Below are 15,448 nucleotides of genomic sequence, written 5' to 3'. Positions count from 1 at the left end.
CGCATGTATTTCAACGACGGGCGCTCGCCTTGGCGGCGCATCCGCCCCCATGTCATGGTGTTCGACATTCCGCTGGCGCTCATCATCCTCGCCTTGCTGTCGGTGGGACTGGTCACGCTGTATTCGGCCGGCATCGCCATTCCGGGCAAGGTGTCCGACCAGCTGCGCAATATCGCCGCCGCCTTTTTCGTCATGTGGCTGGCCGCGAACATTGCGCCGCCAACGCTGATGCGCATCGCCGTGCCGGTGTACGCGCTGGCCGTGGCGTTGCTGCTCGCCGTCGCACTGGCGGGCACCATCAAAGGCGGCTCGCGGCGCTGGATCACCATCGGCATCCAGCTGCAGCCGTCCGAATTCATGAAGATCGCCATGCCGTTGATGCTGGCGTGGTTCTTCCAGCGCCAGGCCGGCCAGCTGCGCTGGCAGGCGTACGCCGTCGCCGCGCTGCTGCTGGCGGTGCCCGTGGTCCTGATCGCGCGCCAGCCCGATCTCGGCACGGCGCTGCTGGTGGTGGCGGCCGGCGCCTGCGTGATCTTCCTGGCCGGCCTGTCGTGGAAGGCCCTGGCGGCGCTGGCGGCGGCCGCCTGCGTGGGCATGCCCTTGCTATGGTCGGCGATGCACGACTACCAGCGCGAGCGCGTGCTGACGCTGATCGATCCTTATCATGACCCGCTGGGCAAGGGCTTTCACATCATCCAGTCGATGATCGCGATCGGTTCCGGCGGCGCGGCGGGCAAGGGCTGGACCCAGGGCACGCAAACGCACCTCGAGTTCATCCCGGAGCGCACCACCGATTTCATTTTCGCCGTCTTCTCCGAGGAATTCGGCCTCACCGGCAATCTGGTGCTGATGGTGCTGTACCTGCTGCTGATCTGGCGCGGGCTCTCCATCGCCCTCAATGCATCCACTTTCTTTACGCGCCTGCTGGCGGGCGCCATTACGATGATTTACTTTACCTACGCTTTCGTCAACATGGGCATGGTCAGCGGTATCGTGCCGGTGGTCGGCGTGCCGCTGCCTTTCATGAGCTATGGCGGCACCGCGCTGCTCACACTGGGCCTGGGCGCCGGCATTTTAATGAGCATCCAGCGGCATAGCCGCGGTGTGCGTGGCGGTTCCGGCGCGCCGGCCTGGGGTGGGATGGCATGATGGAGATCAAAGACACCGAGCGCGAACTGAAGGAGTTCCGCACGCGGATCGCCGTGCTGGGCCTGGCGGTGTTCGTCTGTTTCGGATTGCTGCTGGCGCGCTTCATCTGGCTGCAGGTGATCAAGCATGACGACTTTGTCGTCAAGGCCGAGGAGAACCGCATCGCCATCGTTCCGATCACGCCGAATCGCGGTCTGATTTTGGACCGCAACGGCGTCATCCTGGCGCGCAACTACTCGGCCTACACGTTGGAGATCACGCCGTCCAAGCTGACGGCCACGCTGGATGAAACGATCGACGAGTTGTCCAAACTGGTCAACATCGAGGTCAAGGACCGCAAGCGCTTCAAGAAGCTGATGGAGGAATCCAAACGCTTCGAGAGCGTGCCGCTGCGCACCCGCCTGACCGACGAGGAGGTGGCGCGCTTTTCGGCGCAGCGCTTCCGGTTCCGCGGGGTCGAGGTGCAGGCGCGCCTGTTCCGCCAGTACCCGCTCGGTGAGACGGCGTCGCACGTGATCGGCTACATCGGCCGCATCAGCCGCGCCGAGGCCAACGCCATCGACGAAGGCGACGACGCCACCAACTACAAGGGCACCGACCATATCGGCAAAGAGGGGCTGGAAAAAAGCTACGAGGCGCAGCTGCACGGCCGCACCGGCTATGAAGAGGTGGAGGTGACGGCCGGCGGCCGGGCGGTGCGCACGCTGTCGCGCAAGCCGGCCATCCCGGGCAGTAATCTGATCCTGTCGATCGATATCGAGTTGCAGAAGGTGGTGGAAGACGCCTTCGGCGACCGCCGTGGCGCGCTGGTGGCGATCGAGCCGTCCACCGGCGACATCCTGGCCTATGTGTCGCGGCCCGGTTACGATCCCAACCTGTTCGTCGACGGTATCGACTCGCAGAGCTGGAACGAGCTCAATACCTCGCTGGACCGGCCGATGGTGAACCGCCCGCTGTCGGGCACCTACGCGCCGGGGTCCACCTTCAAGCCGTTCATGGCGCTGGCGGCGCTGGAGCTGGGCAAACGCACCACCACCCAGGCCACCTACGATCCGGGTTATTACTACCTCGGTGGCCACAAGTTCAACGACGACGTGGTCGGCGGCCATGGTTCGGTCGCCATGCACAAGTCGATCGTCGTCTCCTGCAACACCTATTACTACGAGCTGGGTCATGACATGGGGATCGACATGATCCACGATTTCATGAAGCCCTTCGGTTTCGGGCAAAAGACCGGCATCGATCTTTTCAACGAAAAGATCGGCGTGCTGCCGTCGCAGGAATGGAAGCGCAGACGTTTCAAGGGTGCGGCGGGGCGCTGGGTGGGTGGTGATACGATCTCGGTCAGCAACGGCTCCGGCTACAACGCCTACACGCCGCTGCAGATCGCGCACGCGGTGGCCAACCTGGCCAACGACGGCGTGGTGATGAAGCCGCACCTGGTGAAGATACTGGAGGACGGCGGTACGCGCGCGCGCACGCTGACCGTGTCGAAGGAGAGCTACCGGATTCCGCTCAAGCAGGAGAACATCGATTTCATCAAGAACGCGATGGTCGGGGTGACCACGGAAGCCGGCGGCACCGGCGTGCGCGCGTTCGCCGGCGCCCAGTACCGCGTCGGCGGCAAGACCGGTACCGCACAGGTGATCACCATTAAGAAGGGCGACAAGTACAATGCCGCCAAACTGGCCGAGCGCCTGCGCGACAACGCGCTGTTCACCGCCTTCGCGCCGGCCGAGAAGCCGCGCATCGCGATCGCGCTGGTGGTGGAAAACGCCGGCAAGGGCGGCCTGGAAGCGGCGCCGATCGCGCGCAAGGCGCTCGACTATTACCTGCTGGGCAAACGCCCGGCCGGAAAGGATACGACCAAAGTGGAAAAGGAAGACGCGGAAGAAATCGTGCCGGTGGAGGGACAGACCCTGGAAGAACAGGCCGCCGCCGCGCGGCTGCAGGGCGCCGCCGGTGACGGCACGGCGCCGGCCCAGCCGGCGACGCCGGGCGCACCGGCCGCGCCGGCGCCGGCACCCGCCGCCCCGGCGCCCGCCACGCAACCGGCACCGGTGGTGCGGAAGAACCAATGAGGATGACGCCATGCGTATGAACCGAAGCCAACTGCGGAACGCCTGCGCGGCACTGGCCCTGCTGGTGCTGGCCGGCTGCGGCACCGTTCCGACATCGGACGAGACGATCTCCAGGACGCCACGCGCCTCGGGGCCGGTGATCAAGGCGCCGTCCACCACCAAGCCGGCCACCGGCCTGCCGACGCTGCCGCCGGCCAACTCGGGGCGGGGTGGCTACTACCAGGATGACGGCCCTGGCGATTCGCCGCCGGAGAACCTGGCCGACGTGCCGGATGCCGACGTGCGCAACGATCCGCTGCTGCCGCGCTCCAATCGTCCCTACGTCGTCTTCGGCAAGACCTATACCCCGATCACGGACAACGAGCCGTTCACGCAGGTTGGAATGGGCACCTGGTACGGGAAGAAATTCCACGGCCAGCGCACCTCGTCCGGCGAGCTTTACGACATGTACAAGATGACGGCGGCGCATCCCACGCTGCCGATTCCATCGTATGCGCGGGTGTCGAATATGGTCAGCGGGGCGACGGTGATCGTGCGTATCAACGACCGCGGACCGTTCCATGCCAAGCGCGCCATCGACGTGTCGTACACGGCGGCGTTGAAACTGGGATTGCTGGGCAAAGGGAGTCATGAGCTGAAGATCGAGCGCATTCTGCCCGAGGAGATCGATCGCATGCTGGCCACGAAGGAGGGCGTGTCTGGCACGAAGGCGCCACGGTTGCAGACGGCGTCGCAGTCCGGGGCACGGCTGTCGTCGTATGCGGGCGAGGGGAGCAAGCAGCCGTCGACGACGCCGCAGCCGTTGGTGCTGACGCCGAAGGCGGTATCGAGCGGGGCGACGAATGCGGCGCCGGTGGTCGCCGCGGCAGCTGCAGCGGCCGCACCGGCCGCGCCGGCGGGCGCCAAGCCGGAGATCGAGGCGTTGATGCTGGCCGATAGCGTGCCGGCGGCCACCAGCGGGTTTTATCTGCAGCTTGGCGCCTACACCCGCGCCGAGAACGCGGAAGCGGTGCGCGGCAAATTGGCGGGCAGTGGTTTTTCGACCCTGGAGGTGGTGCAGAGCGGGCCTGTGCATCGCTTGTTCGGCGGGCCGTTCGCCAGCCGCCAGGAAGCGTTGCAGGCGGCGCAGGCGTTGCCGGCGGCGCTGAGTCTCAAGCCGATCGTGGTTCAGCGCTGAGGCGAAACCTTATTTGCAGCCGTGGGTTTGCGCGTTCGGGAAATCGGCGCGGATCTTTTCCAGGTTGGCTTGCAATTCGGCGTCGACGTCGCGGAACTGGAACGCCAGCAGTTTGCTGCCGCTCATGCGCGGCGTGACGCGCGCGCTGCGCACGCCTTGTTTGACCAGCGCCGCGAGCTGGTTCTGCGCCGCCGTTTCGCTTTTGAACACGCCCAGCGAGATCGCCCAGCGCATCGGGGTGTTGTCGGACATGACGAAGTAGTTGGTCACCCCCAGCCCGCGCAATTCGGCCGCTTTCTTGTCGGCGGCTTCCTTGCTGCCCGTCGGCGGAATGTGCACGATGTAGCTCGAGATCTCGGTGCCCGGCAGGTTGCGGCGCGATTGGCGGTCGCCCAGGTTCAACCCGGCCAGACGGGCTTCGAACCGGCGCGCGTCGGCCAGGATGAAGCTGCCGATTTCCACGCACGCCAGCGGCGCCGGCGCGGCCTTGCCGTCGACCGGCACGCCGGCGCCGTCGGCCGCCGAGGCGCCCGTTGGCGCATGGCCGGCGCGCTCCGCGGAAACGATGGTCAGCTGATTGGCGTTGAGCTGATTCAGAAGACGCGCCGGCTCGCGTTCGTTGCCGCTGAAATGACCGAGATAGCCCTGTCCATACGCGAACAGCGCGGCGTTGACGGCTAACAGCGACCAGAAAATAAACTTCAGCACGGGCTTCCTCGGTGGGGCTATTCGATTCAGTGGGCGCGCGCCGCATCGGCTGCGGCGGCGTGCAGGCCTATCAACACGATATTCTCGACGATACGGTGCGGCACCTTGAGCATCGGCGCGATGTAGGGCGCCGCGCCGCCGGAGATGATGCACTCCGCCGCCTGGTGCCGCGCGAACGCGTGCTCGATGGCGCCGCTCTGCGCGGCCAGGCAGCCGCTCAAGATGGCGTCGTCGGTATTGTCGGCGAATCCGTCAGGCAGCTTACCGTCTTGCGCAATTTGCGGCAACTGCGCCGTATTGCGCGCCAGCGAGCTGGCCATCAGGCCCAGGCCGGGCAGGATCATCCCGCCCAGGAAGACGCCGTCGGCGGTGATGGCGTCGATGGTGGTGGCGGTGCCGCAGTTGGCGACGATGATGGCGCGCCCCGGCGCCAGCGTGTGGCCGGCGATGGCGGCGGCAAACCGGTCGCAGCCCAGTTGCGCGGGATTGCGGTAGCCGTTGGTCAGTCCCGCCAGCGACGGCAGCGATTCGAACCAGCTTATCGCTCCCCCCTGCGCCTGCGCCAATGGCATGTCGGGGAAGGTCCGCTGCAGCACATATTCGAGATGGACGCGCAGCGCGTTGCCGGCGACGTTGGCGATGAGGATACGCTCGACCGGGCGCCGGCCGGCGGCCTCGCCCCAGATCAACTCAAGCTGCGTCAGGTCCGCGTGGACCACGGCGCCATGGGCCAGCCATGCGCCGGGTTGCGCGCCGGCGTCGGCCAGCGCCCATTTGACGCGGGTGTTGCCGGCGTCGATCAGTAAAATCATGATAATCCGATGGAGGAGGGGATGGTTGAAGACAACCGCAGCGAGACGTCGCCGGACAGCACCTCGACCCGGCCGTGCTCCGTGTCGAGCATCAGCCGCCCGATGGCGTCGACGCCGGCCGCGCGGCCCTGTTGCAGCACCTGACCGTGGTCGAGGATGACGACGTCCCGTCCCTGCCATGCGTGCAGCAGGTTCCAGCGCTCGGCGAAAGGGGCGAAGCCGGTGTCGTCGAATTCGGCCAGCACGGCGGCCAGGCGGCTCAGTAACGCGGCCATCAATTCGCTGCGGTCCATTTTCGCCAGCCACGGCGCGGCGGCCACCGCGCGGCCGATCTGTTCCTCCAGTTCGTCGGGCATCAGCAGGTTGATGCCAACGCCGATGACGGCCCAGACGGCGCCGTCGCCGTCCTTGCGGGCGGCCTGGGTTTCGACCAGGATGCCGGCCAGTTTTTTACCGTCGCGCAGCAGGTCGTTGGGCCATTTGATGCGCACCGGCACGCCCAGCGAGGCGATGGTTTCGGCCAGCGCCACGCCGACCGCCATCGGCAGGCCGCTCATGCGGTGCAGCGGTCCCTTGAAGCGCCAGGCCAGCGAGAACATCAGCGCGGCGCCCGGCGTCGACAGCCAGCTGCGGCCGGCGCGGCCACGGCCGGCGGTCTGGTTTTCGGCGATGCGCAGCAGCGGGCCGTCGAGCGTGTCGAGGCGCGCCAGCAGGTCGGCGTTGGTGGAGCCGGTTTCGGCGACGACTTCGATCGCCACATGGGTGGCGCTGGTGGCGCAGCGGGCGGCGATGGCGCCGGGGGTGAATGTGGAAATGGTCATGGTCCAGCCTTGCGCGGTTTGTGCGGCGCCCTGGCGAAGGCGAAATCGTAGACGGCGTTCGGCAGCAGGCGCAGCGCCTTGGCGACCACCCCCATCTGCCACGGGATGACGGCATAACTGGCGCCGGCGGCGATGGTGCGCGCGGCCCTGGCGGCGAATTTGTCCGGCGCCATCAGGAACGGCATCGGATACGGGTTCACCTTCGTCATCGGCGTGTCGATGTAGCCGGGGCAGAGCGTGACGACCTTGATGCCATAGGGTTTCATCTCCAGCCGCAGCGATTCGCAATAGCTGATCACCGCCGCCTTGGAAGCGCTGTACGCCTCGGCGCCGGGCAGGCCGCGTATGCCGGCCACGCTGCCGATGCCGACCAGCCGCGCCGGCGTGCGCTGCGCCCGCATCGCCGCGATGAACGGCGCGAAGGTGGCGGCGGTGGCGACGACGTTGGTGGCGATGATGTTTTCGAACACCGCGATGTCCTCGGCGAATTCGGTCAAGGTGCCGACCGAGATGCCGGCGTTGGCGATGACGACGTCGATGCCGCCGGCGTGAATCAGGAAGTCGCGCGCGGCGGCCGCGATGGCGGCGTGGTCGCGCACATCGACCACGTAGGCGCGGTGTTGTTCCGGATGGGGGAGCGAGGCGATCAGGCGATCGAGCGCGTCGCCGCGCCGGCCCAGCAGCCCGAGGACGGCGCCTTGCGACGCATATTGCGCCGCGAGCGCGGCGCCGATGCCGCTGGAGGCGCCGGTGATGAAGACGCGCTGACCGCTCATGCGCGGGCGCCGGGTGGCGCCGGCCGCCGGGCCGAAGCCGTTGTCAACGCGTCTTTGGACGACATGCTTACTTCTTTTCCGCTTTCGCTTTGGCGACCAGGATATCCATCACCTGCAGGCCCTGGGCATGCAGCTGGGCTTCGCTGGTGGCGGTCTTGGAACCTTCGTCGGACATCGATGGCGACGTCACGTACTTGCCGTCGATGGCGAACATCGGCCACGAGTCGACGCCGTAGGTGTCCATCATCGCGGTGGCCTTGCGGATGCGGCCCTGCACGCCGAAGCTGCGATAGGTGTCGATGAATTTCTGGCGGTCGATGCCCTGCTTGGCGATGAAGTCGAACACCAGCTCGTCGCGGTTCATGCGGTTGCGGTTGACGTGCATCTCGCTGAAGATCTTGGTGTTGATCGCCTCGTTCATCAGGCCCATGGCTTCGAGCGTGAAGAACATTTTTTGCTGTGGCAGCTCGGTGCCGGTGCGCGAAATGTGCGTGCGCTTGAAGACGATGTTGTCGCCTTGCTTCTTGACCCAGGCCGTCAGCGACGGGTCCAGCGCGTGGCAGTGCGGGCAGGCATAGTCGAAGAACTCGATCACTTCCACCTTTTTGCCGGTGTCGACGGGCTGCGGCGTCGGCAGCGTTTTGTATTCGACGCCGTTCTTAGGGTCGGCCGGGGATGCCGAAGCCGACATCGGTGAAAAGGCGACGGCGCCCAGCATCAGCGCGCTCACAACGTATTTCAGAATTCGCATCATTACTCCTGGCTTGGTTCGTTACTTTTGATTGCGCACGACTGCGACGTCGACGCCGTTTTCAGACAACTTGCTGCGCACTTTGTTCATCGCCTCGACCTGGTTGAACGGGCCGATGCGAACCCGGTGCAGCACGCCGGTGTCGGTGGTGCGGTCCGACAGGTTGGCCTCGAAGCCGAGCAGCGCCAGCTTGGCGCGGGCGCTTTCGGCGTCGGCCACCTCGCGGAAGGCGCCGGCCTGCAGATAATAGATGTACTTCTCGTCGCCGCCGCTGGCCGGCGTGGTGGCGCCGGCCGCCGGCGCGGCGGTGTTGGACGGGGTCTTGGCGACCGGCGTCGGCGTCACGTTCGACGCCGAAGGCGTGGTTTTCGGCTTGTCGGCCGCCGCGCCCTGGATGCGGTCGACCACCGCCTGCAGCGGATCGGCCGCCGGCGCCTTCGGTGCCGGCGCAGGGGCGGCCGGCGCCGCCGGCGCGGTTGGCGCGTCGCGGTTCAAGTCCTTGGCCGCCGCGCGTGCCGCTTCCTTGCTGCCGTACATAGGCTTGTTCGGATCGGCCGCCTGGCCCGCGGTCGTTTCCGTACTCTTGTTGCTGCGTCCCTTGTCGGTGAACGGGGAGGCCCCCTTGTTGATCACCAGCGCGACGACGACGGCGACGGTCAGGCCGATGACCAGGCCGATGACGATGCCGATGAAGGTGTTGCCCTGTTGGCGCGAACGCGAAGCGAGACGGGTACGGAAATTCATTGTGCGGGATATCCTTCGGAGTTACATTTTGTTTGGAGCCGAGACGCCGATCAGCGCCAGGCCGTTTTGCAGCACCTGGCGGGTGGCGACCATCAGCGCGATGCGGGCGGCCTTGAGCGCCTCGTCGTCGACCAGCACGCGCTCGGCGAAATAGAAGCTGTGCAGGTTGGCGGCCAGGTCGCGCAGGTAGAACGCGATCTGGTGCGGGCCCAGTTCGGCCTGGGCGCGCGCCAGCGTCTCCGGGTACGCGGCCAGCGTGGCCAGCAGCGTCGCCTCGGTCGGCGCGGTCAGCGGCGACAGGTCGACATCGGCCAGCGCGGCGACGTCGCCGGTGAACTGTTCGAGCATGCGGCAGATGCGCGCGTGCGCGTACTGCACGTAATACACCGGATTTTCATCCGAGGTTTTCAGCGCGACGTCGACGTCGAACACGAATTCGGTGTCGGCCTTGCGCGAGATGAGGAAGAAGCGCACGGCGTCGCGGCCCTTGGTGATGTCGCCGCCGCCGGACCATTCGATCAGGTCGCGCACGGTGACGTAGGAACCGGCGCGCTTGGAGATCTTGACCTCCTCGCCGCCCTTCATCACGGTGACCATTTTATGCAGCACGTAGTCGGGGAAGCCTTGCGGGATGCCCAGGTTGACCGCCTGCAGGCCGGCGCGCACGCGGGCGATGGTGCCGTGGTGGTCGGAGCCCTGGACGTTGATGGCCTGGCCGAAACCGCGCTGGAACTTGACGATGTGGTAGGCCACGTCCGGCACGAAGTAGGTGTAGGTGCCGTCCTTCTTGCGCATCACGCGGTTCTTGTCGTCGCCGTAGTCCTCGGTGCGCAGCCACAGCGCGCCTTCCTCTTCGTACGTCTTGCCGGATTTGTTGAGCATGTCGACGGCCGCGTCGACCTTGCCGTCGGCGTACAGCGACGATTCGAGGTAGTAGTTGTCGAACTTGACGCCGAAGGCCTGCAGGTCGATATCCTGCTCGTTGCGCAGGTAGGTCACGGCGAAGGCGCGGATCGAGTCGATGTCGTCGATGTCGCCGGAGGCGGTGGCCGGGGCGCCGTCGGAGGCCGAAACGGTTTTCTTGGCCTTGAAGTCCTCGGCGATGTCGGCGATGTAATCGCCGTTGTAGGCCGATTCGGGCCACTGGGCGTCGCCCGGCTTGAAGCCGCGCAGGCGCGCCTGGACCGAATTGGCCAGGGTCTGGATTTGCACGCCGGCGTCGTTGTAATAGAACTCGCGGGTGACCTGGTAGCCCTGGGAGCCGAACAGCGACGACAGCGCGTCGCCCAGCGCGGCCTGGCGGCCGTGGCCCACGTGCAGCGGGCCGGTCGGGTTGGCCGAGACGAATTCGATGATCACGCTCTTGCCGTCGCCGGCGTCGCTGCTGCCGTAGGCGGCGCCCTGCGCCAGCACGGCCTTGACCACGGCCTGCTTGGCGGCGGCGCTCACGCGCAGGTTGATGAAGCCCGGGCCGGCGATGTCGGCCGACTCCACCAGGCCTTTGCCGGCCGGGTTGGCCAGCAGCGCCTCGACCACCTTGGTGGCCAGTTCGCGCGGGTTCATTTTGAGCTGCTTGGCCAGTTGCATGGCGATGTTGCAGGCGACGTCCCCGTGCGACGGGTCGCGCGGGCGCTCCAGCACGACGTTAGCGACGACGCCGGTGCCGGCCAGGATCGGTGCGAGGGCGGCCTGGAACAGGGCGGTGATATCTTGTTTTTGTTGGGCGAGCATGAGCGAAATGGCGGCCGGGCCGCGCTAAAAAATTCATCCGAAAGCGAAAACGGCCGGCGAACTGGCACCGGCCAAACAGTGGCCATTATACTGGTTTGCACGCGGCCGGTGAGGGTAGCCGAGCGCCCGCGCCGAAGTGCGGGCGACCTCCGGCTAACCGACTTTTACATTCTTGTCAGCGACTTGTCATATGCGCTGCTGTGGCACTACTGTATACTGCGCGATCACGGCTGCCGGCCGCTCTCTGGAATTAGCATATGAACAAGCAGCGCCCGACGCTCTCACTGAAGTCACCCGCCAAGGCGGCAGCGCCCACGCTGCGCGCCAGCCATGCGCGTGACCTGAAACCGGCGCTGCAGACGGGCTTCCAGACGGGATTGCGGCCCGATTCGCTCGCTTTCAGCCTGATCGGCGCCGCCCACGCGGTGGCCCAGGTCCGCACCGGCACCAACCTGCCGCAGGCGCTGGCCCAGGTGTGGAGCAAGCTGGAACAAGGCAAAAACGAGCTGACCCCGCAGGCGCGCGGCGCCATGCAGGACATCGCCTACCGCTGCATGCGCCAGCTGGGCCAGAGCGAGACCCTGATCGGGCTGATGGCGCCCAAGGCGCCGGACCCGCTGGTCGGCGCGCTGCTGGCCTGCGCGCTGGCCTTGATGACGGCGCCGGACACGGTCCAGCCGTACGAGGAATTCACCGTTGTCGACCAGACCGTGACGGCGGCCGACGCCCACCCGGACACCGCGCGCGCCAAAAACATGGTCAACGCCGTGCTGCGCCGCTTCCTGCGCGAGCGCAAGGCGCTGCTGGAGACGGCGCTGCTGCAGCCGCTGGCCAAGTGGAACTACCCGCAATGGTGGATCGACGCGGTGCGCGCGGCCTGGCCGCAGGACTGGCAGGCGGTGCTGGCGAGCGGCAACATCGCGCCGCCGCTGACGTTGCGCGTCAACGTACGCAACACCTCGGTGGAGCAGTATCTGGCGACGCTGGCGCAAGCCGGCATGGACGCCACGCAAATCGGCCCCTACGCCGTGCGCCTGGCCAAACCGGTCGGCGTGGGCCTGATTCCGGGCTTCGCCGACGGCCTGGTGTCGGTGCAGGACGCCGCCGCCCAGCTGGCCGCGCCGCTGCTCGACGTGCAAAAGGGCATGCGCGTGCTCGACGCCTGCGCCGCGCCCGGCGGCAAGACCTGCCACATCCTGGAACTGGCCGGCGCCGACGCCGAGGTGCATGTGACGGCGCTCGACGCCGACCCCAAGCGCCTGGCGCGGGTCGACGAGAATTTGCAGCGATTGCAGCTGACGGCGGCGTTGCAGGCGGCCGAGGCGCAAACGTCGACCTGGTGGGACGGCAAACCGTTCGACCGCATCCTGGCCGACGTGCCGTGCACGGCGTCGGGCATCGTGCGCCGCCACCCGGATATCCGCTGGCTGCGGCGCAAGGGCGACACGCTCCAACTTGCAACACTTTCGGCCAAAATCCTCGACAATCTTTGGCAGATGCTTGCCCCGGATGGTAAATTGCTGTTCGTAACGTGTTCCTTGTGGCCGCAGGAATCGGAAGCGCAGGCGGCCGCCTTCGCCGTGCGCAACAATGCGGTGCGGCTCGACGCGCCCGGTCAATTGCTGCCGGCCGGCGGCGACGGCCGGGACCACGATGGTTTGTTCTACGCGCTTTTCCAGAAAAATGCGTAAGCGTTTTGCCCGTTTTTTTGCCTGTTTTTTTGCTGCATTTCCTGTCGCACCCCCGCGTATTACGCACCTATTGAGCACCGGCCCACACGTGATACAACGATTTTTTCGCCTGCTGATCGGGCCCTTGCTGCTGATACTGGCCTGCGCGCTGCCGCAGGCGGCCAGCGCTGCCGACGGCGTCGAGATCAAGCGGGCCTATGTGGAGGCCACCGACGAAGGCTACCGCCTGTCGGCCAATTACGGCTTCGACCTCAGCCATGGGCTCGAAGACACCCTGCAATACGGCGTGGTGCTGTATTTCACCACCAGCATCGAATTCACCCGTCCGCGCTGGTACTGGTTCGACGAGAAGGCCATCGTCGCGCGCCAGACCATCAGCCTGTCGTACAACGTGCTCACCCGCCAGTACCACGTGGCCGTCATCGGCAGCGTGCGGCAAAGTTTCTCGTCGCTCGACGACGCGCTGTTCCTGATCCGCCGCCCCAACCGCTGGATTGTCGCGCCGCGCGGCGCGCTCAAGGTCGGCGAGACCTACAGCGTCAAGCTGAGCATGGGGCTGGACCCGAACTACCTGCCCAAGCCGATCCAGATCAACGCCCTCAACAATAATGAATGGCGCCTGGCGTCCGACAAGAAAACCTTCCTCTACAGGGCCGAGTAGGTGAGCACAGCGCTCCGGTATTTTGCCGTCATCGGCGGCGCCGTCGTCAGCATCCTGCTGTTCCTGCTGGCCTCGGCCTCCGATAATTCCGGATTTTTCGACCGCTACTACGCCTGGCTGCTGGGCCTGAACGCGGCGGTGGCCGGCGCGCTGCTGCTGCTGGTGGCGGTGTCGCTGTTCCGGCTGTACGCGCGCTACAAGAGCGGCAAGTTCGGCTCGAAGCTGATGACGCGGCTGGTCTTGCTGTTCGCCGCCGTCGGCGTGCTGCCGGGGCTGGTGATCTTCCTGGTGTCGGTGCAGTTCGTCTCCCATTCGATCGAATCGTGGTTCAACGTGCCGGTCGAGGAGGCGCTCGAATCGGGCATCAACCTGAGCCGCGAGGGCCTGGACCGTTCCCTGAACGAGCTGACCGCCACCGCCGCCCGCACCACGCAGCGGCTGGCCGGCGAGGGCGACGGCACCGAGCGCCTGATCCTGGCCCAATTGGTCAAGGAGCAGCCCGGCATGCAGAACGCCATCATCGTCGACGCCGAGGGCGGGCTGGTGGTCAGCGCCCGCGCCAGCCGCAGCGGCAACCTCAGCGCCGACCTGCCGACCCGCGAAATGATGGCCAAGGCCAAGAGCGACGAATCGTACGGCGCGCCCGAGGGCGGCAACGAACTGCGCAGCGACCTGGTCGACGCCCCCGTCAACGCCCAGGACAGCGTCAGCCAGCTGCGATTGCGGGTGGTGATGGCCATTCCCGACCGCGTGCGGCCCAACGGCACGCAGCTGGCGCCGCGCTACCTGCAACTGATCCAGCTGGCGCCGGCGCAACTGGCCGCCGACGGCGAGACCATCCGCAGCGCCTATTCCAACTACAAGGAGCGTTTCGTCGCCCGCGTCGGCCTGCGCAAGATGTACATCGTCACCTTGACCTTGACCTTGCTGCTGGCCGTGTTCGGCGCCATCGCCAGCGCCTTCCTGATCGCCAGCGACCTGGCGCAGCCGCTGCTGCTGCTGGCCGAGGGCACGCGCGCGGTGGCCGAGGGCGACCTGTCGCCGCGGCCGATCGTGGCCACCTCCGACGAGCTGGGCACGTTGACGCAGTCGTTCAATACGATGACGCGCCAGCTGTCGGACGCGCGCAGCGCCGTCGAGCGCAACCGCGCGGCGCTGCAAAACGCCAAGGCCCACCTGGAATCGGTGCTGGCCAATATGTCGGCCGGCGTGATGGTGCTCGACCACGAGTTCCATTTAATCAGCTTCAACGACTCGGTCGAGCGCATCCTGCAGCAGGCCGGCGTGACGATGATCGGCCGCAAGCTCGACGAGGTCGAGGGCATGCAGGAATTCGGCGCCGCCATCGTCGCCGCGTTCGCCGCGCAAAGCGCGCAGTCGGCCGCCGGGCGCAACCTGCAACGCATGCACTGGCAGCGCCAGATCGAGGTGCCGCGCCGCTCCACCAGCCTGGACGACAACGATTTGACCCTGCTCACGCGCGGCTCGCGCCTGCCGATCGAGGGCGGCAGCGGCTACCTGGTGGTGTTCGACGACATCTCCGACGTCATCTCGGCGCAGCGCTCGATCGCCTGGGGCGAGGTGGCGCGCCGCCTGGCGCACGAGATCAAGAATCCGCTGACGCCGATCCAGTTGTCAGCCGAACGCCTGCAAATGAAACTTGAGGGTAAGCTGGCGCCGGACGACGTGCTGCTGCTCAACAAGGGAACCGCGACCATCGTCAACCAGGTGGCGGCGATGAAGCGCATGGTCGACGACTTCCGCGACTACGCGCGCACGCCGCCGGCGGTGCTCGAGCCGCTCGACCTGAACGCGCTGGTCGAGGAGATCCTGCACCTGTACGTGAGCGGCGAGGGCGACGACATCATCCATCCGCAGCTGGCCGCCGGCCTGCCGCTGGTGATGGGCGACGCCACGCAGCTGCGCCAGGTGATCCACAACCTGCTGCAAAACGCGCAGGACGCGATGGCCGAGCAGGCGGCCGGGCGGCCGGACATGCAGCCGCGCATTGACGTCGTCAGCGAAGCCATCCATTATCAGGGTGCGGACGGCAGCACGCGCGTGGCGGTGCGGTTGGCGATCGTCGACAACGGTCCCGGATTCGCGCCCAAGATCCTGGCGCGCGCGTTCGAGCCGTACGTGACGTCGAAGGCGCGCGGCACCGGCTTGGGGTTGGCGATGGTAAAGAAAATTATCGATGAGCATGGGGGTAGGATTGATATCCAGAATCATGTCGATGGAAGTGGCGCGTCAGTATTGATTTTGCTGTTAAAGTTGGCGCCGACGACGCACAATACTTAAAGTTAAGTTCAATACAAAATCATTTGCCGCACGCTGGCGAAAATG

The 15,448-nt window shown here is 66.5% G+C and carries 13 protein-coding genes; 6 read left to right on the top strand and 7 right to left on the bottom strand.

Annotated features, from left to right (window positions below):
• The first annotated feature begins 3 nt into the window (after positions 1 to 3).
• From rodA to BMX85_RS10910, 3 genes are read left to right on the top strand one after another with little or no spacing between them, the layout of a single operon-like run.
• Complete coding sequence (gene rodA, locus BMX85_RS10920) at positions 4 to 1,149, top strand: rod shape-determining protein RodA (RefSeq protein ID WP_090317019.1); 1,146 nt, start codon at positions 4 to 6, stop codon at positions 1,147 to 1,149.
• Complete coding sequence (gene mrdA, locus BMX85_RS10915; RefSeq protein WP_090317016.1) at positions 1,146 to 3,230, top strand: penicillin-binding protein 2; 2,085 nt, start codon at positions 1,146 to 1,148, stop codon at positions 3,228 to 3,230. Before rodA ends, mrdA begins: the two co-directional genes overlap by 4 nt.
• 10 nt (positions 3,231 to 3,240) lie before the next feature.
• Positions 3,241 to 4,407, top strand: coding sequence for a septal ring lytic transglycosylase RlpA family protein (locus BMX85_RS10910; protein ID WP_090317012.1), 1,167 nt, complete (start codon positions 3,241 to 3,243; stop codon positions 4,405 to 4,407).
• 9 nt (positions 4,408 to 4,416) lie between these two features.
• Here BMX85_RS10910 and BMX85_RS10905 read toward each other — a convergent pair whose 3' ends face one another.
• The 7 genes from BMX85_RS10905 to argS form a co-directional block, all read right to left on the bottom strand.
• Entirely contained in the window at positions 4,417 to 5,115 is a 699-nt protein-coding gene (locus BMX85_RS10905; protein WP_090317009.1) for an SPOR domain-containing protein, read from the bottom strand.
• 26 nt (positions 5,116 to 5,141) lie between these two features.
• The gene (locus tag BMX85_RS10900; protein ID WP_090317006.1) at positions 5,142 to 5,927 is read right to left on the bottom strand and encodes a type III pantothenate kinase; all 786 of its coding nucleotides are present in this window, start codon (positions 5,925 to 5,927) and stop codon (positions 5,142 to 5,144) included.
• Positions 5,924 to 6,748, bottom strand: a complete 825-nt coding sequence (locus BMX85_RS10895; protein WP_090317003.1) for a biotin--[acetyl-CoA-carboxylase] ligase — start codon at positions 6,746 to 6,748, stop codon at positions 5,924 to 5,926. The genes BMX85_RS10900 and BMX85_RS10895 overlap by 4 nt, the downstream gene beginning before the upstream one ends.
• Entirely contained in the window at positions 6,745 to 7,524 is a 780-nt protein-coding gene (locus BMX85_RS10890) for an SDR family oxidoreductase (RefSeq protein ID WP_090317000.1), read from the bottom strand. The genes BMX85_RS10895 and BMX85_RS10890 overlap by 4 nt, the downstream gene beginning before the upstream one ends.
• A gap of 67 nt (positions 7,525 to 7,591) precedes the next feature.
• Complete coding sequence (locus BMX85_RS10885) at positions 7,592 to 8,275, bottom strand: thiol:disulfide interchange protein DsbA/DsbL (protein WP_090317716.1); 684 nt, start codon at positions 8,273 to 8,275, stop codon at positions 7,592 to 7,594.
• Between the two features lie 21 nt (positions 8,276 to 8,296).
• A complete protein-coding gene (locus tag BMX85_RS10880) occupies positions 8,297 to 9,019 on the bottom strand; it encodes an SPOR domain-containing protein (RefSeq protein ID WP_090316997.1) in 723 nt (240 codons plus the stop codon).
• A gap of 21 nt (positions 9,020 to 9,040) precedes the next feature.
• Positions 9,041 to 10,750 (bottom strand): arginine--tRNA ligase, encoded by a 1,710-nt coding sequence (gene argS, locus BMX85_RS10875; RefSeq protein ID WP_090316994.1) that lies wholly within the window; start codon positions 10,748 to 10,750, stop codon positions 9,041 to 9,043.
• Positions 10,751 to 11,007: 257 nt separating this feature from the next.
• Here argS and rsmB point away from each other — a divergent pair, with 257 nt between their 5' ends.
• The 3 genes from rsmB to BMX85_RS10860 are packed head-to-tail and all read left to right on the top strand — an operon-like array spanning position 11,008 to position 15,403.
• Positions 11,008 to 12,441 (top strand): 16S rRNA (cytosine(967)-C(5))-methyltransferase RsmB, encoded by a 1,434-nt coding sequence (gene rsmB / locus BMX85_RS10870; protein WP_090316991.1) that lies wholly within the window; start codon positions 11,008 to 11,010, stop codon positions 12,439 to 12,441.
• On the top strand, positions 12,434 to 13,102 hold the full coding sequence (locus tag BMX85_RS10865; RefSeq protein ID WP_177196706.1) for a DUF4390 domain-containing protein: 669 nt from the start codon (positions 12,434 to 12,436) through the stop codon (positions 13,100 to 13,102). Before rsmB ends, BMX85_RS10865 begins: the two co-directional genes overlap by 8 nt.
• A complete protein-coding gene (locus tag BMX85_RS10860; protein WP_090316986.1) occupies positions 13,103 to 15,403 on the top strand; it encodes a sensor histidine kinase in 2,301 nt (766 codons plus the stop codon).
• Positions 15,404 to 15,448 lie beyond the last annotated feature (45 nt).

Origin of the sequence: Duganella sp. CF517 (assembly GCF_900110275.1) — a bacterium.
In the GTDB taxonomy this organism is placed as follows: Bacteria; Pseudomonadota; Gammaproteobacteria; order Burkholderiales; family Burkholderiaceae_D; genus Rugamonas.
Note: the sequence above shows the minus strand (reverse complement) of the source record. Positions and strands in the feature narration are given on the sequence as shown.